The organism is Candidatus Acidulodesulfobacterium acidiphilum (assembly GCA_008534395.1).
Taxonomy (GTDB): domain Bacteria; phylum SZUA-79; class SZUA-79; order Acidulodesulfobacterales; family Acidulodesulfobacteraceae; genus Acidulodesulfobacterium_A; species Acidulodesulfobacterium_A acidiphilum.
This window is the reverse complement of record SHMQ01000011.1, coordinates 19138-39820: the sequence shown is the minus strand read 5'-3', so window position 1 is coordinate 39820 and position 20683 is coordinate 19138. Positions and strand designations below refer to the sequence as shown.

Sequence of the window (20683 nt, the reverse complement as noted above, 5' to 3'; positions counted from 1 at the left end):
TTTTAAATAAGCAAAGCTTTAAACCTCGGGAGGACTTTAAATAGATTGGAATCTAATGATAGAATCGCTTTAATAAAAAATATTATAAAAGAAAGTTTAAAAAAGAAGTTTAAAACGTATAAGCCGGAAACTAAACAAATGCCGTTTCATTATTTATTGCTTGGCAAAGACAGAATGGCATTATTTTCTTTTATTCATTCTTTAAATACGACTTTCGGAATATCTATTTATGAACCGGTCGCCAAAACCCTTGCTAATCTTAATCCAAATTTTAGATTTGCCGAAAAACAATATACGGTTGGAGACTTTATAAGCGAAAAAGCCCAAAATGAAATTCAATCTATAATCAACGGTCTTGCTTCGGAAATAGAAAGCGTTCCGAATAAAGCACGAGAAATAGAAAGAATAAGAGCGGTTTGCAAAGACGGGAAAATGAATAAATTAAAGACGGTTAAAGTAGATTTATTTATTAATGATAAAGAAGGTAAAATACATTTATTCGATTTAAAAACAGTCAAACCGAACATAAGCAGTTTTAAAGATTTTAAACATACTTTGCTTGAATGGGCAGCAATTTATCTTGCTGAAAATCCAGACGCCGATATAAACTCGTATATAGCAATACCATATAATCCATACGAACCCAAACCTTACGAAAGATGGACGCTAAAGGGTATGTTGGATTTAGATTGCGAACTAAAGGTAGGGAAAGAATTTTGGGATTTTCTTGGCGGCGACGGTACTTACGAAGAACTGCTTAATTGTTTTGAAATTGCCGGAATCGAATTAAGGCCTGAGATAGACGAATATTTTGCGAGATTTAAATAAAATTTTGCTTAAATTACTATAAGCGACATTTTTTATTATTTGCGACGTAATATTTTATTGATTTGACAAATTATACTTAATTTTATTAAAATTAAGTAAATTCATTAAAAATTTAAAAAACAAGGAGCATCATAAAATGATTGCAGATAAAATTATTAAAAACGGTATATTTATTTTTAAGACCTCATTTTTATTTATTTTAGTGTTATCGGCAATTTTATTTCTTAATTTTAATCCGGCGTCGGTCAGAAAGTCGTTTGCCGACGGAAACGGCAATACGGACTGTAATGGAGTATATGCTACAAATCCTATAATTTATGCGCTTTATTTAAAGGCGAAAGGACAGGCTATAAGTAAAAACGACGTGGTTACCTATATAAAAATAGTTAATCCGGCAAAATATAAGCATGACAGGAATAACGTGTTTTTATGGAATAAGCTATATTCTGAAGATAAGACAAGGCTGAATAAACTTATGAGCTACGTCGATTCAGTAAAATATTTTAAAAATTACGTAAAAGCGTCGCTTAGCGGCTATATAATGAATAAAGGCGGTTTCTATTTAACGTACCGCAATAAAAAGAAAGTTATAATGAATGGCATGAGAACGGACAGAAATATCGATTTCGTAAAGATAGAACACGGAAATATATATCATTTTTCAAAGCGTTTAACGATAGTTTTTAAAAATGCGGGAAAGTTTAATTTTTTAAGTATTCCGGCAAAAAGAGCGGAAAAGTTTATCAATAAAAGAACCGGAACATTCGGTCATATTAAAAAATCCGTTTTTCTATCCTATAATTTTATTCCTTTAACGGCAAAACACGACGTTTTAACGGTAAAAGTTTTTTGCGTTAAGGTTTACAACAATAAAAGCAAAAGTTTTTTGGTTGGAATTATAAAGTAATAATGGTATAATTTATAATATATCGATAGTTTATATGTTTTAGGTCGGTATGCAATGAAATCAGGGGTGCCGTATTATTGTAACTATGGCTGAGAGCGTAGCCGTTAAAGCACGCAACCCTTTGAACCTGATACGGATAATGCCGTCGTAGGGAAGATAGACTTTCTGCTTACTTTTTCTTTTCTGCAGTTTTTCTTTCCAAAAGCTTTATCTTCAGGCATAATACATTAAGCTTTAAGCAATAAATTGAAGATATATTACAATGCTTAATTTGTCGAATAATAAAAATAGTAAAACACATAAAATCGAACCGGATTATATTTTGCAAAAAGCTTTATCCGGCAAAAGACTTGATAGCGATGATTTGCTTATACTGCTTGAAGAGCAGGAAGAGAAAGCTATTGAGGAAATTATTTTTACGGCAGATACGCTAAATAAAAAAATTAATTCCGATAAAGTTTCTTACGTCGTTAACAGAAATATTAATTTTACTAATATTTGCGGTTTAAATTGCAAATTTTGCGGATACAAAAGAACAAAAAATTCTAAAGACGCTTTTTTATTAGATTACGATAAGATAATCGAGAAAATTTCGGAGGGCGTAAAAAGCATCAGTATTAACGAAATATGCGTAACAGGCGGAATAAATCCGGAATTGAAATTAAATCCGGATTATTATTTTGATTTAATTAAAACGGTAAGAAATAATTTTCCGAAACTTCATATACATGCTTTTTCGCCTCAGGAAATTTACGAACTTTCCGAAACAACGGGTATGACGTATGCGCGGGTTATCGAAAAATTAGTTGATTGCGGCGTTAATTCCATGCCCGGAACTGCCGCTGAAATTTTAGCCGAAGAAACAAGAAAAAAGATATGCCCGCAAAAGATAAATACGGCAGAGTGGATGAAAATAATAAAAACGGCGCATTTACTCGGCGTTAAAACGTCTGCTACGGTGCTTTTCGGACATATAGAATCAAGCGGAGATTTGGCTTATCATTTAAGTATTATAAGACGTTTGCAGGATGAAACCGGCGGATTTACGGAATTTATAGCTCTGCCGTTTATTTCTCCCAAAACGTCTTTAGGAAAGTCGATAAACGGAAAGAAAATAATCGGCGAAAAAAGAGTGTTTAAATTTTATGCAATTTTAAGGCTTTTCTTGGACAATTTTAAAAATATTCAGACAAGCTGGCCTAAAATAGGCGTGTCCGCGGCTTTAAAATCTCTTGATTGCGGCATTAACGATTTCGGCGGGACTTTAATGGAAGAAAACATAACTAAAAGCGCCGGAGGTAAATTCGGTGAATTTTTAGAGGAAAAAGAAATAATAAATTTAATAAAACATGCCGGCAAAACTCCGGTCAGAAGGGATACCGTATATAATTATATATACGAAAAAAATAATAATAAAATTTTATGAAAATAGAATTAAACGGAAACGAATATATAGTCGAACAAAACGGTATTACGATTCAAAAACTAATCGACGAACTCAAACTTAATATAAAAAGCACTGCCGTTGCAGTAAATAAAACCATAATTTCCAAAAATTGTTACGCAGAATTCACGTTAAAAGAGAACGATAAAATAGACATGGTAACTATAGCTCCAGGAGGATAAAAAAAGGAAAAAAAGGTGTCAAAAAAAGGTGTCAGATTTATTTATTTTAATTTAAATAAAAGAGGAGGTTATATAAAATGATGAAAAAAAAAGACGATATTTTAAAAATAGGAAAATACGAATTTGACTCGAGACTGCTTATCGGAACAGGAAAATATCCCGACTTTCAAACAATGAAAGAGGCGGCGGATATTTCCGGAGCAGAAATAATAACCGTCGCCGTAAGAAGAATCAACTTTAACGCCAAAGAAAATTTATTGTCTTATATTGACCTTGATAAGTATATTCTTTTACCGAATACCGCAGGATGCTACACGGCAGAAGACGCGGTAAACACTTTGTTGCTTGCGAGAGAATTAGACGTTTTTAGAACAGACCTCGTAAAATTGGAAGTGATAGGCGATCAAAAAACCCTTTATCCCGACAATGAAGAACTGTTAAAGGCGGCAAAAATTTTAGTTAAAGAAGGATTTACGGTTATGCCTTATATGATGGACGATCCTGTCCTTGCAAAAAAACTTGAAGACATTGGATGTCCTGTAGTTATGCCGCTTGCTTCTCCTATAGGTTCAGGTTTAGGCATAAAAAATCCGTATAACATAAAAATAATTAAAGAAACGGTCTCTGTTCCCGTAATAGTCGATGCTGGAGTAGGAACGGCATCCGATGCTTGCAAAACCATGGAGCTCGGCGTTGACGGAATTCTCATTAACACGGCGATAGCCGGAGCTGCAGATCCCGTTAATATGGCAGACGCTATGAAAAAAGCTGTAGAAGCAGGCAGACAGGCGTACCTATCGGGACGAATCCCCATGAAACTTTATGCTCAGGCTTCAACCCAAATGGAGGGAATAGTATTTTGACAAAAGAAAAAAAAATAAACAAGACTTCCAAGTATTCCGCGATTCCTAAATCTGCTAATAATAATCCGCAAAAATCAAAGCCTGTAAAGTCTGTAAAATCTGTAAAGTCTGTAAAATCGGCGTTGCCTGCGTCAGACACGGGAAGCGGCACAGGAAGCGCAATAATAAGATTAAATAAATTTATAGCTATGCATACCGGCGTTTCAAGGAGAAATGCAGACGAAATTATAGAAGAGGGAAGGGTCGTAATAAACGGAAAAAAAATAAATAAACTTGCCGTTTCGGTTAAACCCGGCGACGAAGTTTCCGTCGACGGTAAAAAAATTAAATTCAAAGAAGAACCTAAAATTTATATCATGCTTAACAAACCCCAAGGATATATTACCGCGGTAAAATCCGAAGAAGGTTTTAAGACAGTCATGGAATTGGTGAAAAAAGAAACCTTGAAATACAAGCATATATTTCCTGCGGGCAGACTCGATTTTATGAGTGAGGGCATGCTGATACTTACCAACGACGGCGATTTTTCGTATAAATTAACGCATCCAAAATTCGACGTATTAAAAACCTATATAGTAGAAGTTAAAGGAGAACTGACCTCAGACCTTTTCAACAGGATAAAAAAAGGCGTCAGACTTGAAGAAGCAGGTCTTTTAAAACCTGACGACGTAAAAATAGTCAGAAAAAATCCAAATAAATTTATACTGTCGGTCGATTTAACCCACGGAAAAAACCGTGAAATAAGACGACTTATGGAGTTTTTTAATCTTAAGATTTTAATGCTTAAAAGAGTAAGAATAGGCGGACTATATATAGGCGACCTGCCTTCCGGCGAATACCGCATATTGAACAAAAAAACAGCGGAATTGGCTATTTCTAACGCAGACTCGGATTAATATGTTAATATGAGGCAGCGCAAATAAATAAATATTTTTCTGCTTCGGTTTGCCGTCAAGCGAAAAAGGTGTCAGATTAATTTTCCGCAAGTAGTTTATTTATAAATTGACTATTACGTATGCGGAAAATAATATCTGACACCTTTTTCATGACACCTTTTTCGATTTATCGACTAAACTAGCAAACGCAGTCGGGAGTAAAGAAATAAATAAATCTGTCCCCTTTAAAAATTAGTTCATGCTTGCTATTTTTGAACGGTACGTTTCGAGGCTGCCGGAAACGGGAGCAATATATATATCGCCGAATAGCTGAATCTGATCGATACTTATAAGGAGCAGTCTTGCCATTTCTAATACAGCAAGAAAATATGTAAAAAATTCATCTTTGGTGCGGCTGTTTTTTACGATTATTCCAAAAGTTATATTGCCCGTATTAGCAATAGCATTATTGTTATTTCCTGCGGCGTTAAAATTTTCGAAATAATAAATATTATCGTTAAATTTCTCCATTATTTCTATGATTTTTTCTTTTACGGAAAAGTTTTCTTTAGCTATTTCGTATACGCTAATCCTGTTTTGAGCTTCTTTTATTTTATCGTAAAAATATTTAGAAAGTATGAATATATTTGCTTCAAAAACGACTCCGTTATTTTTATTCTGATTTTGCGCGATAAGAGCGCCGTTTTCGTCTTCACCTTCATCGTTTTGAATAATTTTAACTCCGAACACGTCGCGCCCGAGTATAGGGCGGTTATTTAAAAATTCGGCAACTTCTTTTACTTTCTTATACTCTAAAAGCATATCTGCCAATTCGGCTCTAGGGTCTTCTATATCGCCGTCATCGTCTTCGCCGTTTTCGGTATTGCGTTTAGGCAGAAGCATTACCGATTTGATATATATAAGCTGCGCCGCCATTACTATAAAATCGCCGCCGGAATCTAAATTTAAGGCGCCGCCTCCGTTCATGCCTTCCACCGTGTCTTCATCTTTAGTCAAAATTCCGCTTTTTTCGCCGATGCCTATAGCTTCCAAATATTGGTTCGTTATTTCGACTATCGGAATATCGTATATATTGATTTTATTTTTTTTAATTAAAGTTAAAAGCAGGTCTAAAGGTCCGTTATAGGCTTCGAGGTTTACTTTGGGATAAAAGGAATTTGAATTTAAAGAAGTAGTTACGGTATCTTGCCGTTTAATCGGATGCATGATTATAAACTATAATATATATAACGGAATTAAAATACAGTAAATTCATTAAAAATAAAGATTTTTTAAAACTATATCGTTTACTATAAAGTTAAAAGAAACCACTAAAAAATTGCCGGGATCGATTAAAAGCAGTATTAAAATTAAAAATATGCCGAAAGGTTCTAATTTGTTTAAATAACCAGAAAAAGGCTCTGGTAAAAGACTGACGGCTATCCTGCCGCCGTCCAAAGGAGGAATAGGTATCAAATTAAACGTTCCAAGTATTACATTTATCATTATGCCGATAAAAAGCATAAAAGTTACCGGATAAACGAAAAATTTAAAAACAGAGGAGCCGTGCACTGCCTGAAAGTGAAGATGGCTTATAAAATATGCAAGATATAAATTCATAACCGGAAATTCAAAAAGTATAATCTTTAAAAAAACAAAACATATAAAAGCCAGAATAAAATTAGTGACCGGTCCTGCCGCCGCAACGAATCCGGTATCTCTTTTCGGATTTTTTAGCCCGTTAAAATTTACCGGAACAGGCTTTGCATAGCCGAATAAAAACGGAGAACCTACCAAAATTAATAATAAAGGGAGGAGTATAGTTCCAAAAGGGTCGATATGTTTAATAGGATTAAGCGTCAGCCTGCCTGCGTTTTTTGCGGTATCATCGCCGAAAATATGGGCCACGTAGCCGTGTGAAACCTCGTGAAGTATAATGGCGAATAAAACCGGAATTATTGCAATTACTATAAGCTGAATCGTATTATTCATATTAAACCATTATACGATTATTTTTCCTTATAAATCAACATAATTTTATTAGTTTATTAGCAATGTTTATTATTTTATTTTAATTTTTCCGTTAATTTTTTGTCCGTAATATTATATAATGATAATATATTACATAATCACATAAGCATGAAAAAAAACCATAAACTTTATAGCAAACTGAACGGCGACGTTCTGCCTTTCGTCCAGAAACCGGTTAGATATCTGGGTTTGGAAACAGGAACTACCATAAAAGATATCAAAAATATTCCTTTAAAATTTGCTTTGGCTTTCCCCGATTTTTACGAACTCGGCATGAGCCATATAGGAATGGGAATAATATACGATATTTTAAACTCCGTCGATTATATTGCCTGCGAAAGGGTTTACCTGCCTTATCCGGATATGAACGCAAAACTTAAAGAGCATAATATTCCTTTATTTTCTTTAGAATCTTTCGAAGAAATTAAAAATTTCGACATAGCAGGTTTTTCGCTTCAGTATGAACTATCCTATACGAATATATTATTAATGCTTGAACTTTCGGGTATTCCCTTATTTTCTAAAGACCGAACCGGAACGGACTCTCCTTTCGTTGGAGCGGGCGGACCTTGCGCTTTTAACCCTCTGCCGTTAAATGACTTTATGGATTTTTTCATAATAGGAGACGGCGAAATTGCTACCGCCCTGGTATGCGATGCGGTATTGGAAGCAAAAAACGACCTAAAATCAGGCGTTGTCGATATATCGGATTACAGAAATTACGTTAAAAGAAAACTTGCCGAAATACGGGGCGTTTATGTGCCTGGAATTTCAAAAAGCGTAAAAAAATCATTACTTAACGATATAGATTTAAATTATAACTTTGATTTTAAAACCAACAAGTATGTTTATATTAACAAGCATATCGTACCGCTTATAGAAACCGTCCACAACAGGCTTGCCGTCGAGATAGCGAGGGGCTGTTCTTCCGGATGCAGGTTCTGCCAGGCCGGTTATATTTACAGGCCGGTAAGGGAAAGGAAAAAAGATACCGTAGTAAATGCCGTAAAACACGGGTTGCATACGACCGGTTTAGAGGAAATATCGCTGTCTTCGCTTTCTACCGGAGATTATTCCGAAATAGAACCGCTTCTTTCCGAGTTAGCGGAATTAACTACCGAAGAGAGGATATCGATGTCGTTTCCGTCTATGAGAATCGGCTCATTAAGCGAAAATATACTTAAAAAAACCGCCGCAGTAAAAAAAACAAATTTTACGCTGGCTCCGGAAGCCGGAACCCAGAGACTAAGAAATATCATAAATAAAAATATATCCGAAACTGATCTGCTTAATGAAGCAGCAGGGCTTTCTCAAAAAGGATATAAGTCTTTAAAACTTTATTTTATGATAGGTCTTCCTTTTGAAAGAATCGCCGACTTGGACGGAATAGCCTCTTTAATAGTAAAAATAAAAAAAGCGGCAAAAGGACTTAACGTTACCGTGAACGTCAATAACTTCGTTCCAAAACCGCATACTCCTTTTCAGTGGTTTCCTATGGAAAAAGAAGAAGCGCTTAGCTTTAAAATAAATTATTTAAAAAAGATATTAAAACCGCTGAACGTAAATTTTAAATATCAGGATCCCAGGGTGAGTTTTGTAGAAGCGCTGATATCGAGAGGGGATGAATTTACGTCTAAAATTATCTATAAGGCGTACAAATCGGGAGCCGTTTACGACAGCGAGTCGAGGCTTTTCAACTTTGATGCATGGATAAAAGCGATAGAAACCGAAAACCGGAATCAAAACGAAAACAAGTTTAGCCATGGAAACGATTATCAATCTTATCAGGGTTATTTTAAATATCTATATGAAGAAAAAAATATAAACGACTCGCTGCCGTGGGATTTTATCGATATTCTGGTCGATAAAAAATTTTTGAAAGAAGAATATAAAAAATCTTACATGCAAAATGCTAAATCTATTTATTATTTTAATTCCGAAATAGACGGAGAATACCTTTCTACCCAAAACTGCAGAAAAATATGCTGCTTATGCGGAGTATGCGATTTTAAAACCGTAAGTCCGGTTTATTCATCAAAAGCCGCAAATGTAAAAATGCATAAAAATAATATTAAAAATAATGAAAATGAAAAAGATAAAAATAGTGGCGTAAATGATAATTATGACAGCAGTATAAATAAAGACGTCTTTTTTAATAAAACCGGCATAAACAGCGTAGAACTCTATAATTTTAACGGCAATAATGATATTAAAGTTAAAACCGTTCCGTTTTCAGAAATAACTTTTACATATTCAAAAAGAGGAATAGCAAAATATCTCGGACATTTGGAAACCGTTAAAATACTGCTTAAAGCTTTCAGGATAATAAAAATTCCGCTGTTATATAAAGAATCCGAATATACTTTGAGACCGAAACTAAGTTTTTCCAACCCGATACCTTTTATGTCGGAAAGCGACGAGCTGTACATTAAGGGGAGAATTCCAAAAATTCATGCCGCATCTATGAATTTGACCGATTTAAAAGATAAAATAAATGGTTTGCTGCCTGAAGGATTAAAAATTATAAATATAAATTTATAAAAAAAATTTATTGACAAATTTAAAAATAGTTATATTATATATTAAAATAATAAGTCAATGAAAGACTGAAACAAATGTTATATCGTATTTATAAATATACCATACTACATATCGATACATGCAGTATAGTATATACTTCATATAATTTTAATCATTTTTTTTGAATTAATTTAACAAGTGATGGTAATACGATTATAAATTTAATTTAATTTTTAATTAATTAGGGAGGGTAAGAAATTGAAAGCATTGAAAGGAAAAAAAGGATTAACCGTTTTATTTACCGCATTATTTTTAGTATTGGTAAGCTTCAGTCTTTACGGTTGCGCAAAAAAACCGGCTGCACCGACTAAACCGGCCAAAAAAACCGCTAAAAAAGCAGCTAAAGCCGCTAAAAAAGCAGCTAAAAAAACATCGAAAACTTCTAAAACAAAAGCAAAAACTGCATCCGCTCCCAAACCGGCAGCCGGAAATTTAAAAACCGCCGCATTGAAAATTATTAACGCTCAGGGATGCACGGGATGCCACGTAATTAACGGGAAAGGCGGAACTATAGGTCCAAATCTCGACAAAGAAGGAACAAAAGGCCATTCTATACATTGGCTTGAAGTTCAGATCAATACCCCTAAAGTTCACGATAAGACCACTATGATGCCAAATCATAACCTAAATCCGACTCAGTTAAAAACCGTTGCGGAATATCTTGAATCTTTAAAATAAGTTTTTACAATCGTATCATCGCGCAAAATTAATTAACATAAATAACAATAAAAGGCATCTATGAATAAATTGAATAAATTTAAATTCATAGATGCCTTTTTATATGATTCTTTATATTAATCTTAACAATATATATATACAAATACAAAAATTAGAAAAATTTATTATGAAAACAAATAACAAAAATAAAACCGTATTAATAATATTATTAATAGTCGCAGTCGTTTTAGCCGCAGGAACGCTGCTGTATAAAAATTTTAACGCAAAACCTAACGCCTCTACATCTGCCTCAAAATCAAAAATTTCTAAAATTAAACTTACTAGATATCAAAAATTTAAAAAATTTTGGCATAAAATGTACGCCCATCTTCGCACCGAAAAAGTCATTTATTCTTTAAGGCCGCTTTATAACGATAAAATTAATAAAATAGAAACATACAGCCTAACCCTTACTTCTTACGACGGGCTTCAGCTGAAGGGTTACTTCGCAATTCCTTACGGGGTCAAAGGAAAAAAATATCCGGGGGTTCTGCTTCTGCACGGCTACGGCTCTTATGGAACGCCGGGCTGGGCGCATTTTTTTGCAAGAAGGGGATATGCCGCTCTTTCGATTGACCTAAGGGGTCACGGCAGAAGCGCGACGGTTTATCATCCCGGTTTTCCGGGTCTTATGACTAACGGAATTCTTCACGTAAAAAGTTTTTCTATGGTTAAAATAGTTATGGATTCCCTTGCATCTTTAAGATTCCTTGAACACTATAAAGATATAAACAATAAGTATATTTTTGTTACCGGCGGAAGTATGGGCGGAGGGCTGTCTTTAATAGACGCCGCTATCGATAAACACGTTACCGCTGCAGCTGGGGACGTTCCGTTTTTAAGCGATATTCCGGTACAGATGCCGCTCGCAAAAATGGGTCCTTATATGGAAGTTAAGGCTTTTCTAAAAAAACATCCGGACGACAAATCTAAAGTTATGCGCTCTTTATATTACGTGGATACCAAACACTTTGCAAAATGGATAAAAGTTCCGGTAATGATAGGCATAGGACTTAAAGATGAGGACTGTCCGCCTAAAGGCACTTTGGTAGTCTATAAAATGATTAAATCGAAGAAAAAGCTTTTTGTCGCGAAAAACAGCGGTCACGTCGTGCTTCCGGGCTGGAATATGGAAGTTTTTAAGTTTTTTGCTCCTTATCTGCCAAAATACGATAAAAACGCCGTTAAAAAAAATATAAAAAGCAATAAAAACGGAAGGAAATTTTTATAATAATCAATATAAATACAACACAAAAACTTATTGAATATCGAATATATGAAAAAGGCGTCAAGAAAAAGGTGTCGGATTTTATTTTACGCATACGAAAAAAAACAATTAACTATAAAAGACGTTGCGTAAAATTAATCTGACACCTTTTTCTATATCATTGTTTATTTTAAAAAAAATTTAAAGGGAATTTTATGAAACGAGATAAAAGCTTAGAAGCGGTAAAACATGCAGAATTGCTTATGCCCGGAGGCGTTAACAGTCCGGTCAGGGCATTTAAATCAGTCGGGTTATCGCCGATAATCGTAAAAAAGGCTAAAGACGATAAAATTTACGATATAGACGGAAACGAATATATTGATTACGTAATGTCTTACGGCCCTATGCTCCTTGGACACGCCGACGAAAGAGTAGTCAAAGCCGTCTGGTCCGCCGCGTCGGAAGGTTTCAGTTTCGGCGCCACGACGGAAGCCGAAATCGAACTTGCCGATTTAATAAATAAGCATTTTCCGTCCATAGAGTCCGTCAGGCTGGTAAATTCCGGAACGGAAGCCGTTATGAGCGCACTAAGGCTTGCAAGGGGTTTTACAGGAAAAAGCAAAATTATAAAATTTGAAGGATGCTATCACGGACATTCTGATTCTATGCTTGTTAAAGCAGGCTCCGGAGCGCTGACTACGTCCGTTCCTTCAAGCGCCGGCATAACGGAAAGCCTTTCAAAGGATACTTTAGTCGCTGTTTACAACGATATATCATCGGTTAAAGAACTTTTTTCCGCGAACAAAAAAGAGATAGCGGCTGTTATAATAGAACCGGTTGCGGCAAATATGGGCGTCGTTTTGCCTAAGGAAGGTTTTTTAAACGAATTAATAAATTTAGCTCACGATAACGGTTCTCTAATCATTTTCGACGAAGTCATAACGGGCTTCAGGCTTTCTAACGGCGGAGCGCAGGGATTATTCGGTTTAAAACCGGATATTACTTGTCTCGGTAAAATAATAGGAGGAGGACTTCCTATAGGAGCTTTCGGCGGCAGAAAAGACATAATGGAATTTCTATCTCCGCTTGGGCCTGTTTATCAGGCCGGTACTTTATCCGGCAATCCGGTATGCGTAGCCGCCGGCATTGCGACTTTAAAAGCTATAGAAAGAGACGACGCCGTATCTAAGGCTAATTCTTCCGCTAATTATTTAATAGACGGTTTAAAAAACGAACTTAAAAATTTTAACGACAAAATAACCGTAAATTCTATTTCTTCGATACTGACTATATTTTTTAAGAGCGGGGGAGTTCTTAATTTTAACGACGTTATGAAATCCGATACAAACAGATTTAAAGATTTTTTCTCCTCTGTATTAAACGGAGGATTATTTATTGCTCCGTCCCAATATGAAGCAATGTTCGTAAGCTCCAAACATTCTAAAGCGGACTTAGACAAAACAGTTGCAATTATTTCGGAAGCGATAAAAAAAGTATTTTAAAGTATTTAGATTTTAAAGATTGGAAGAAATATTACCGGTAATGACCTTTGCTAAATAATTTGCAATAACTAATTATGTAAAAATAATTGGTGGAGGATAGGGGATTCGAACCCCTGGCCTATGCCATGCGAAGGCATCGCTCTACCAACTGAGCTAACCCCCCACTTTTAACAATTCATAACGGTAACAGAATTGAATTCTGTCACTTTCAATTTGTGACGGTAACAGAATTGAATTCTGTCACCGTATTTAATAATTATCCCAAAAAAAAATTAAAATTGCAACCTCGTTCTTGACTTTTTGAATACCTGCGATAAAATATTATTTAGAAACGATAAATATTTTACCTGTTTTAAACGCTTAATAATTTCTTGAATTAATATAATTAATTGATATATAAAGTTTAATTATAAAATATGAACAATTAAATAATTAAATCAGGAGGGGGAAATGGAGAGATTAGCCTCGTTTAAACAGTCGGTTAAAAGTTCGGTCGTAAAAAACGTGTTTCACTTTGCGGGCAACTATGTATTGCCTAAATTAAGCGACGAAACTATAATTAAACTTTCCGATAAAATAAATAATTTTGAAGCGCCTGCCGGTAAAATTTTTTTCGACCATATTTTTATCGGATTAAAAAGAAAGTTTCCGCATTTATCTAAAAACGTAAAACAAGGAATACTGGATAATTTTATTTCAAACTTTCTTTTGCTCAGCGGAGACAGAAGAAAAGCGTTTATAGAAAAAAACGGATTTTATCCGCCCCTCTTTTACGTAATCAGTCCGACTATGCATTGCAATTTAAAATGTTACGGGTGCTATTCCGCCAATTATACCCGCAGCGATAAACTTTCTTTTGAAAAAATTAACGAAATTATCGACGAAGGCAAAAAATTCGGCATATTCTTTTATACTATATCGGGCGGAGAACCTTTCGTAAGAAAAGACCTGTTCGATATACTGGAAAGAAATAACGACTGCTATTTTCAGATATATACAAACGGTTCGCTTATAGACGGTAAAACGGCGGAAAGATTGTCTAACCTTGGGAACGTTTTTCCGTGCATTAGCGTCGAAGGGTTCGAGAATGAAACGGATGAAAGAAGAGGTAAGGGGCATTTTAAAAAAGTAGTAACCGCTATGAACAACCTTAAAGACAACGGAGTATTGTTCGGATTTTCGGCGACTGCTACCCGCTATAACAACGAAGTAATAGTCAGCGACGAATTTATAGATTTTTACATTAAACAGGGAGCATTTCTGGGCTGGTATTTTAATTATATACCCATTGGACGCGAACCCGACGTAAATCTTATGCCTACGCCGGAACAGCGCAATTTTAGAAGAAAGAGGGTAGTAGAAATTAGGGAAACAAAACCGATAGTGGTTGCAGACTTTTGGAACGACGGCGTACTTTCCCACGGTTGTCTTTCGGGCGGGCGCGTATATCTTCACGTAAACGCGAACGGCGGAGTAGAACCTTGCGTATTTGCCCAATTTGCCGCAGACAATATTTTCGATAAATCTATGGAAGAAATTTTAAACTCCATGTATTTTAAATCAATCAGAAAAGAGCAGATGGGGGTCAAGAACAGGCTTCGTCCATGCATGATAATAGACCATCCCAAAATACTAAGAAAAGTAGTTTCCGAAGGCGGAGCAAAGGCTGCGCAGGAAGGAGGAGAGTCTATAATTACGGAACTTAAAGACAAGATGGACGAATACTCCCAAAATTACGGCAAAATTGCCGACAAAGTATGGGAAACGGAATTTGGAAACGGTAAATATTTCACTGCCTACGACGGCAAAAAATTAGAATTAAACGAAGAAGATTATTATAGAAAACAACTGTATCCGCTTAACGGAGGTAAAAATAAAGATAGCGAGAAAAATATAAATAATAATTAACTTTAATCCTTCACTAGAACGACAAAACATCTTGAATATACTATAATGATAAGAAAAATGTTTTAGAAAAAGGCGTCGGATTTTATTTTACGCATACAAAAAGAAATAATTAACGATAAAAGATGTTGCGTAAAATTAATTTGACGCCTTTTTCTTATGTTGGGTTAAGTAGTTTTATATTCTTTCCATTTATATTATAATATAAAACTATGACCACGGCAGAGATTGTTATACCTAAAAGCGGAACGGATATAAAGTTTACCTATATAATACCCGATGATCTTAATAGCGAAGCGGAAACCGGCAGGGCAGTGCTTGTTCAGTTAAAAAACAGAACCGTTTACGGGTTTATTTACGGAATAAAAAAAACCGACGATGAAGAAAAGGAAAGTGTAAAAGATAGTAAACCTATAAAATTAAAAAATGTATTGCGTATTTCAAAGGCAACTTTTTTTACGGAATCGCGTAAAGATATTTTTAATTTTTTAGCCGGATATTATCACGAAAATATATCCGGCGTTTTTGATGCCGTTTTGCCGTCTATAGACGTAAAAAGATTCGACCTGCTCGATAAATACTTTGAAGAGGCCGAAAGTTTTAATCAAAGTCCCGCCGATGTTTCAAAACAGGAAAAGCATCTCCTTAAAGAAAATAATCCCGATATTTTAAACTCAGAGAGACAACCGGTAAACGGCTTCCTTTCAAAAGCTGAATACGAACTTACTAAAGACCAGGAAAACGCCGTAAATTTCATAAAAGAATATATATCAAACGGATTTTATAAAACTTTTCTGCTTCACGGCGTTACGGCAAGCGGTAAAACCGAAGTATATTTCAATCTTATAGATTATGTATTGTCTTTAAATAAACAGATTATAATTACCGTTCCCGAAATTTTTATAACGAACCAGTTTATTTATCTTATAAAAAAACGTTTTGAAAACCTAATAAAACAAAATGCATTTGCGGTATTTCACAGTAAAATTTCAAGAAAAGAAAAGCTAATAAACCATTTCAGGATAATGAACGGCGGCGTCAAGCTAATTCTGGGCGCCAGATCGGCAGTTTTTTCTCCTTTAATAAATCCCGGACTTATAATAATCGACGAAGAGCACGACGGTTCTTATAAGCAGCAGTCGGGTCTTCTTTATAATGCAAGGGACGTTGCGGTTATGATAGCTAAGAAAACTTCCTCGGTATGCATACTCGGTTCCGCTACGCCTTCTTTAGAGTCTTATTATAATGCCTCCGTATTAAAAAAATATGAATATATTTATATAAAAAACAGGGTTAAAGGCAAAACGCTCCCTGATATACAGCTTATAAATTTAAAATCCGAATTTAAAACGCTTACCAAAAAAGAATTTAAAGATAAAATTTTATCGGAAGAAACTATTAAATTAATAACCGAAAACATCTTAGCCCGAAAGCAGGTTTTGCTGTTTCTAAACAGAAGGGGATTTTCCACGTTTTTAATATGCACTTCTTGCGGACATCAATTTTTATGTAAAAATTGCGCTATATCTTTGGTTTACCATAAACATAAAGACGGAAGGAAAAAGGAAATTCATACCGATATATCGCAGGAAATATTAGAATGCCATTATTGCGGCTATAAAGAAAAAGTTCCAAAACTCTGCCCGGAATGCGGCATGGATACTATAGAACCTTACGGCATAGGCGTACAAAAATTGGAAGAACACGTTAAGTCTTTATTTTCAAACTATTCCCGCAGTTCTTACGAATATAAAGATGCCTGCGGAGACTTAGACATGACCTTAAATGAATTAAACGGCGAAAAAAACGGGATAATAATAGAGAGAATAGATTCGGATATCGCAAAAAAAGGTAAAACAGGCGCAGAAATTTTTAAAAAAATGCACGATAAGAAAATAGACATACTAATAGGCACGCAAATTATAGCCAAAGGGCATGATTTTCCCGACGTCGGTCTCGTGGTGGTAATTTTTGCCGACAGCCTGCTTAATCTGCCCGACTTTAGAAGCGCAGAAAAAGCTTTTCAAATACTAACGCAGGTAGCCGGAAGAGCCGGCAGGGGAACGGATAAAGGCAAAATAGCCGTTCAGACTTTTATACCGGATAACTACTTGCTAAGATATACTGCGGCTCACGATATAAAAGGATTTTACGAAAAAGAACTTGATATACGCAAAGAATATGGATATCCGCCTTATTCTAAGATAATTGCCCTGAAACTAACCGATAAAAATATCGACGCTCTGATAGAAACCGCTTTAAACCTAAAAAAAAGCATCGAAAATATTATAGATATAAAAATAAAATCCGGCGATTTTTCCGGCGGCGTTAACGGCAATATAAGTATTTTGGGACCTTCGCCTTGCCCAATAGAGAAAATAGATAACGACTACAGGTATCAGCTAATTTTAAAATCGCCTCCGCCTGCGGCAAATCTGCATAAACTCGCATCGGCCTTAAAAATGGACGCTAATCTCTTTAAAAGTTTTTCTTCTAGAAAAATTGTCGTAGATGTTGACCCCGACGTTCTTATGTGATAAACTAAAAAACTATTCCGCATATATAAATATTCTAAAGTTAAGATTAATATAAGGTATCTGCAATGTAAATATAAAATAAATTATTTAAAATTATATAATAATATAATAAACTATAAACTAAATTATCTCTTCGAGGTTACGATTAAATGAATAAAGCTCAATTTACGGAAAAATTCGCTTCTAAAAACAATATACCAATTAAATTGGCTGACAGAATAATCGATACTATAATTAATGAAATTAAAGAAACTTTAATTCAGGGTAAAAGAATAGAAATCAGGGGATTTGGGAGTTTTTTCGTTAAGGAATACGATACTTATACCGGCAGAAATCCCAAAACCGGAGAAAAAATAGAGGTAGATAAAAAAGTAGTTCCTCAGTTTAAAGTTAGTAAAATTTATAAAAATGACCTCGTCGAAGATTAAAGCAAATAATAGATTTTTCATTAAAACATACGGCTGTCAGATGAACGTGCACGACTCGGATTTAATAGAAAACGGGCTGGTAAAAAAAGGATTTAAAAAAGCCGGCTCGGTCGAAGACGCCGACATAGTGGTTTTCAATACATGCAGCGTAAGGGATAATGCCGACCATAAAGTAATTTCCGAACTTGGAAGGCTTAAAAAAAACTATGCCGATAAAAAAATAGTTCTTGCAGGGTGTTTTGCTAAACAGATTAAGCTGAAAAAAGAACAAAACGGCAGTATATATTTCGATTACTGTTTCGCCCCGGAAGAAATTTTTTCCATTCCCGATATACTTATAAATAATACAGCCGTCAACGATACAGGCGGTTCAAACGAAACAAGCCAAAATTATTCCTTAACGGAACGGCCGGAGGAATATTTAGAAAACGCCAAAAAAATCGAAGAATATTTTTACGGCAAAAAGCCGGAAAACGACGGAACCGCATCCGTAAAAATAACGGAAGGGTGCAATAATTTTTGTTCATACTGTATAGTGCCTTACGTGCGGGGAAGAGAAAGGTCTATTCCTATAGACATTATATATAAGACCGTTAAAAATCTCATAGATAAAGGTGCTACAGAGATTACTCTTTTAGGTCAAAACGTTAATTCTTACATGTCGCCGGACGACTGCAAGAAAGACTTTTGTTTTTTATTAAATGCGGCGTCCGGAATAGAAGGGTCTTTTAAAATTAAATTTTTAACATCTCATCCTAAGGATTTCAACGATAAATTAATAGACACGGTCTGCGGCAATGATAAAATTACAAAAGAAATTCATCTTCCGGTTCAATCCGGCTCGGATAAAATACTTGCAATGATGAACAGAGGATATACCAATGCCGACTATTTAAAACTCGTCCGCAAATTAAAGAACGGGCATCCGGATATTTCTATTTCTACAGACATAATAGTAGGTTTTCCGGGTGAAACCGAAGAAGATTTTGAAGATACATTAAAATTAATAGAAGAAGCGGAGTTTAGTTCTATTTTCGCATTCAAATATTCGCCGAGACCTTTTACTAAAGCTTCTAAATTTAACGACGATATTTTATTGGAGGTTAAAAAAGAAAGGCTTGAAAAGGTATTTCAAAAATACAAAGAAATAAGTCTTCGTCATTGCGGGCGATAGATAGTTCAACCGTAATAGGCATCTTCGTCGTTATTACAAGCATATCTTTATAAAAACAAAACCGGAGGTATAAAATATATTATATGATTATAGATTTCCATATGCACACGGTATTTTCGGACGGAGAACTTGTTCCTGCCGAATTAATAAGGCGTTCGATTTATGCCGGTCTTAACGGCATAGCGATAACGGATCATGCCGATTTTTCAAATATAGAGCATAATTTATCAGGCTTAAAAAAAATATGCGAAAAGATAAATTCTCTTTACGGCAATAAAAAAAACGGCAATAAATTTCAAGTTCTGCCGGGCGTCGAAATTACCCACGTACCGCCTGCCCTTATAAAAGACGCCGCTATTCTTGCAAGAAAATCCGGAGCAAAAATAATCATTGTTCACGGGGAAACCTTAAGCGAACCGGTCGAAAAAGGCACTAACGCCGCGGCGCTCAAAGCAGATATAGACATATTGTCGCATCCGGGTTTAATTACCGAAGCGGAAGCTTCTGCGGCAAAGAAAAACGGAATATATTTAGAGTTGTCGTACAGAAAAGGACACTGTCTCGCGAACGGATACGTCGCCGCCACTGCGAAAAAAACAGGGGCAGGGCTTATAATTTCAAGCGATACTCATTCGCCTTCAGATATAATGAGCGAAAAAGAATACGATGCGGTCGGGTTAGGGGCGGGACTGACCGCCGAAGAACTTATAAAAATTAAAGAAAATGCATTGAATTTGTTGAAAAAAAACGCTTGATTTTTATTTTGTTATCTTATAATATTAGTTATCTTTAATGATTAAAAAAGGAAAATATTAATGGATAAAATCGATTTGGAAGGCTTTTTTATTAAAAATAAGATTGCGTTAATAGCCGTTCTCATACTGGTTATTCTTATAGCCGGCGCCGTTTTCGGCATAAGATATTATAAAAGCGTGCAAAGCAAAAAAGCTTCAAAACTTTTATGGAAAGGCGTAAGGCTTTATATGTCTTACGACGGAAAAAATCCTTCAGCTATTACAAAATCTATTTCATACCTAAAAAAACTCCGCGGCGAATACGGAGGAACCAGTGCGGCTAAAATATCTTGTTTTTATGCGGGTTTAGATTATATGAGAATAGGAAAATTTAAAAATTCGTCGTCTTATTTTAACAAATACGTCAAATATTATCCAAAACCTGGTTCAGACAACTTAACTTATCTAGCTTACAGTAATCTTGCAACGGTTTCTATGCTGGAAAAGAATTATAAAAGCGCAATACCAGATTTTGCCGCCATGTCCAAAATAAACGACGTAAAGCTTCAGGAATATGCCATGCTTGAAGAAGCCGCCGTTTATACTAAAATAAAAGAACCCAAAAAAGCGGTTGCGCTTTATAAAGCTATGCTTACAAACGATGCAATGACTAAAGACAGGGGTTATATAGAAAATTTAATTCAGCTTAATTCTTAACAATTATAAGCTGTCGCTAGATTTAATTAAATACCGGAAAAATAAATACAAT

Annotated in this window: 18 protein-coding genes, 1 tRNA gene and 1 riboswitch; of the genes, 16 read left to right on the top strand and 3 right to left on the bottom strand. The window is 35.1% G+C overall.

The annotated features are described in order from the left end of the window. The first annotated feature begins 45 nt into the window (after nt 1–45). The 6 genes from EVJ48_05035 to EVJ48_05010 all read left to right on the top strand — a co-directional run bounded on the left by EVJ48_05035 (nt 46) and on the right by EVJ48_05010 (nt 5120). On the top strand, nt 46–828 hold the full coding sequence (locus tag EVJ48_05035; GenBank protein RZV39293.1) for a TdeIII family type II restriction endonuclease: 783 nt from the start codon (nt 46–48) through the stop codon (nt 826–828). Nucleotides 829–964: 136 nt separating this feature from the next. Beyond that, the gene (locus EVJ48_05030; protein ID RZV39292.1) at nt 965–1735 is read left to right on the top strand and encodes a DUF4852 domain-containing protein; all 771 of its coding nucleotides are present in this window, start codon (nt 965–967) and stop codon (nt 1733–1735) included. Nucleotides 1736–1787: 52 nt separating this feature from the next. Beyond that, nucleotides 1788–1907, top strand: a riboswitch (TPP riboswitch). A 90-nt stretch (nt 1908–1997) separates the two neighbouring features. Beyond that, nucleotides 1998–3161, top strand: a complete 1164-nt coding sequence (gene cofH, locus EVJ48_05025; GenBank protein RZV39291.1) for a 7,8-didemethyl-8-hydroxy-5-deazariboflavin synthase subunit CofH — start codon at nt 1998–2000, stop codon at nt 3159–3161. Continuing rightward, nucleotides 3158–3361, top strand: a complete 204-nt coding sequence (thiS, locus tag EVJ48_05020; protein ID RZV39290.1) for a sulfur carrier protein ThiS — start codon at nt 3158–3160, stop codon at nt 3359–3361. The genes cofH and thiS overlap by 4 nt, the downstream gene beginning before the upstream one ends. A gap of 80 nt (nt 3362–3441) precedes the next feature. Then, nucleotides 3442–4224: a thiazole synthase gene (locus EVJ48_05015; protein ID RZV39330.1), complete on the top strand. Its 783-nt coding sequence runs from the start codon at nt 3442–3444 to the stop codon at nt 4222–4224. Next, entirely contained in the window at nt 4221–5120 is a 900-nt protein-coding gene (locus tag EVJ48_05010; GenBank protein ID RZV39289.1) for an rRNA pseudouridine synthase, read from the top strand. Before EVJ48_05015 ends, EVJ48_05010 begins: the two co-directional genes overlap by 4 nt. Nucleotides 5121–5351: 231 nt before the next feature. Here EVJ48_05010 and EVJ48_05005 read toward each other — a convergent pair whose 3' ends face one another. Beyond that, the gene (locus EVJ48_05005; GenBank protein ID RZV39288.1) at nt 5352–6326 is read right to left on the bottom strand and encodes a hypothetical protein; all 975 of its coding nucleotides are present in this window, start codon (nt 6324–6326) and stop codon (nt 5352–5354) included. A 48-nt stretch (nt 6327–6374) separates the two neighbouring features. Beyond that, nucleotides 6375–7091, bottom strand: coding sequence for a site-2 protease family protein (locus tag EVJ48_05000; GenBank protein RZV39287.1), 717 nt, complete (start codon nt 7089–7091; stop codon nt 6375–6377). 147 nt (nt 7092–7238) lie between these two features. Between EVJ48_05000 and EVJ48_04995 the strand changes: the two genes are divergently transcribed. The 4 genes from EVJ48_04995 to hemL all read left to right on the top strand — a co-directional run bounded on the left by EVJ48_04995 (nt 7239) and on the right by hemL (nt 13136). Continuing rightward, a complete protein-coding gene (locus EVJ48_04995) occupies nt 7239–9671 on the top strand; it encodes a TIGR03960 family B12-binding radical SAM protein (GenBank protein ID RZV39286.1) in 2433 nt (810 codons plus the stop codon). Nucleotides 9672–10157: 486 nt separating this feature from the next. Further along, complete coding sequence (locus tag EVJ48_04990; GenBank protein ID RZV39329.1) at nt 10158–10388, top strand: cytochrome c; 231 nt, start codon at nt 10158–10160, stop codon at nt 10386–10388. Between the two features lie 91 nt (nt 10389–10479). Then, on the top strand, nt 10480–11658 hold the full coding sequence (locus EVJ48_04985; protein RZV39285.1) for an alpha/beta fold hydrolase: 1179 nt from the start codon (nt 10480–10482) through the stop codon (nt 11656–11658). A gap of 191 nt (nt 11659–11849) precedes the next feature. Beyond that, nucleotides 11850–13136: a glutamate-1-semialdehyde-2,1-aminomutase gene (hemL, locus tag EVJ48_04980; protein ID RZV39284.1), complete on the top strand. Its 1287-nt coding sequence runs from the start codon at nt 11850–11852 to the stop codon at nt 13134–13136. 87 nt (nt 13137–13223) lie between these two features. Here hemL and EVJ48_04975 read toward each other — a convergent pair. After that, nucleotides 13224–13299: transfer RNA gene (locus EVJ48_04975), tRNA-Ala, on the bottom strand. 287 nt (nt 13300–13586) lie between these two features. On the opposite strand from EVJ48_04975, the gene EVJ48_04970 reads away from it, so the two are divergent. The 6 genes from EVJ48_04970 (at nt 13587) to EVJ48_04945 (ending at nt 20631) form a co-directional block, all read left to right on the top strand. Then, the gene (locus EVJ48_04970) at nt 13587–15044 is read left to right on the top strand and encodes a radical SAM protein (GenBank protein ID RZV39283.1); all 1458 of its coding nucleotides are present in this window, start codon (nt 13587–13589) and stop codon (nt 15042–15044) included. A gap of 209 nt (nt 15045–15253) precedes the next feature. Further along, nucleotides 15254–17578: a primosomal protein N' gene (priA, locus tag EVJ48_04965; GenBank protein RZV39282.1), complete on the top strand. Its 2325-nt coding sequence runs from the start codon at nt 15254–15256 to the stop codon at nt 17576–17578. Between the two features lie 149 nt (nt 17579–17727). After that, nucleotides 17728–18006: an integration host factor subunit beta gene (locus EVJ48_04960; protein RZV39281.1), complete on the top strand. Its 279-nt coding sequence runs from the start codon at nt 17728–17730 to the stop codon at nt 18004–18006. Continuing rightward, complete coding sequence (gene miaB / locus EVJ48_04955) at nt 17987–19180, top strand: tRNA (N6-isopentenyl adenosine(37)-C2)-methylthiotransferase MiaB (GenBank protein RZV39280.1); 1194 nt, start codon at nt 17987–17989, stop codon at nt 19178–19180. The genes EVJ48_04960 and miaB overlap by 20 nt, the downstream gene beginning before the upstream one ends. Before the next feature lie 86 nt (nt 19181–19266). Next, nucleotides 19267–19935 (top strand): histidinol phosphate phosphatase domain-containing protein, encoded by a 669-nt coding sequence (locus EVJ48_04950; GenBank protein ID RZV39328.1) that lies wholly within the window; start codon nt 19267–19269, stop codon nt 19933–19935. Between the two features lie 60 nt (nt 19936–19995). Next, complete coding sequence (locus tag EVJ48_04945; GenBank protein ID RZV39279.1) at nt 19996–20631, top strand: tetratricopeptide repeat protein; 636 nt, start codon at nt 19996–19998, stop codon at nt 20629–20631. Nucleotides 20632–20683: the final 52 nt, after the last annotated feature.

Bases quoted from the DNA above. Each gene is read 5' to 3' on its own strand.
- EVJ48_05030 (RZV39292.1), top strand. From the start codon at position 965: ATGATTGCAGATAAAATTATTAAAAACGGTATATTTATTTTTAAGACC.
- cofH (RZV39291.1), top strand. From the start codon at position 1,998: ATGCTTAATTTGTCGAATAATAAAAATAGTAAAACACATAAAATCGAA.
- thiS (RZV39290.1), top strand. From the start codon at position 3,158: ATGAAAATAGAATTAAACGGAAACGAATATATAGTCGAACAAAACGGT.
- EVJ48_05015 (RZV39330.1), top strand. From the start codon at position 3,442: ATGAAAAAAAAAGACGATATTTTAAAAATAGGAAAATACGAATTTGAC.
- EVJ48_05005 (RZV39288.1), bottom strand. From the start codon at position 6,326: ATGCATCCGATTAAACGGCAAGATACCGTAACTACTTCTTTAAATTCA.
- EVJ48_05000 (RZV39287.1), bottom strand. From the start codon at position 7,091: ATGAATAATACGATTCAGCTTATAGTAATTGCAATAATTCCGGTTTTA.
- EVJ48_04995 (RZV39286.1), top strand. From the start codon at position 7,239: ATGAAAAAAAACCATAAACTTTATAGCAAACTGAACGGCGACGTTCTG.
- EVJ48_04985 (RZV39285.1), top strand. From the start codon at position 10,480: ATGCCTTTTTATATGATTCTTTATATTAATCTTAACAATATATATATA.
- hemL (RZV39284.1), top strand. From the start codon at position 11,850: ATGAAACGAGATAAAAGCTTAGAAGCGGTAAAACATGCAGAATTGCTT.
- EVJ48_04970 (RZV39283.1), top strand. From the start codon at position 13,587: ATGGAGAGATTAGCCTCGTTTAAACAGTCGGTTAAAAGTTCGGTCGTA.
- priA (RZV39282.1), top strand. From the start codon at position 15,254: ATGACCACGGCAGAGATTGTTATACCTAAAAGCGGAACGGATATAAAG.
- EVJ48_04960 (RZV39281.1), top strand. From the start codon at position 17,728: ATGAATAAAGCTCAATTTACGGAAAAATTCGCTTCTAAAAACAATATA.
- miaB (RZV39280.1), top strand. From the start codon at position 17,987: ATGACCTCGTCGAAGATTAAAGCAAATAATAGATTTTTCATTAAAACA.
- EVJ48_04945 (RZV39279.1), top strand. From the start codon at position 19,996: ATGGATAAAATCGATTTGGAAGGCTTTTTTATTAAAAATAAGATTGCG.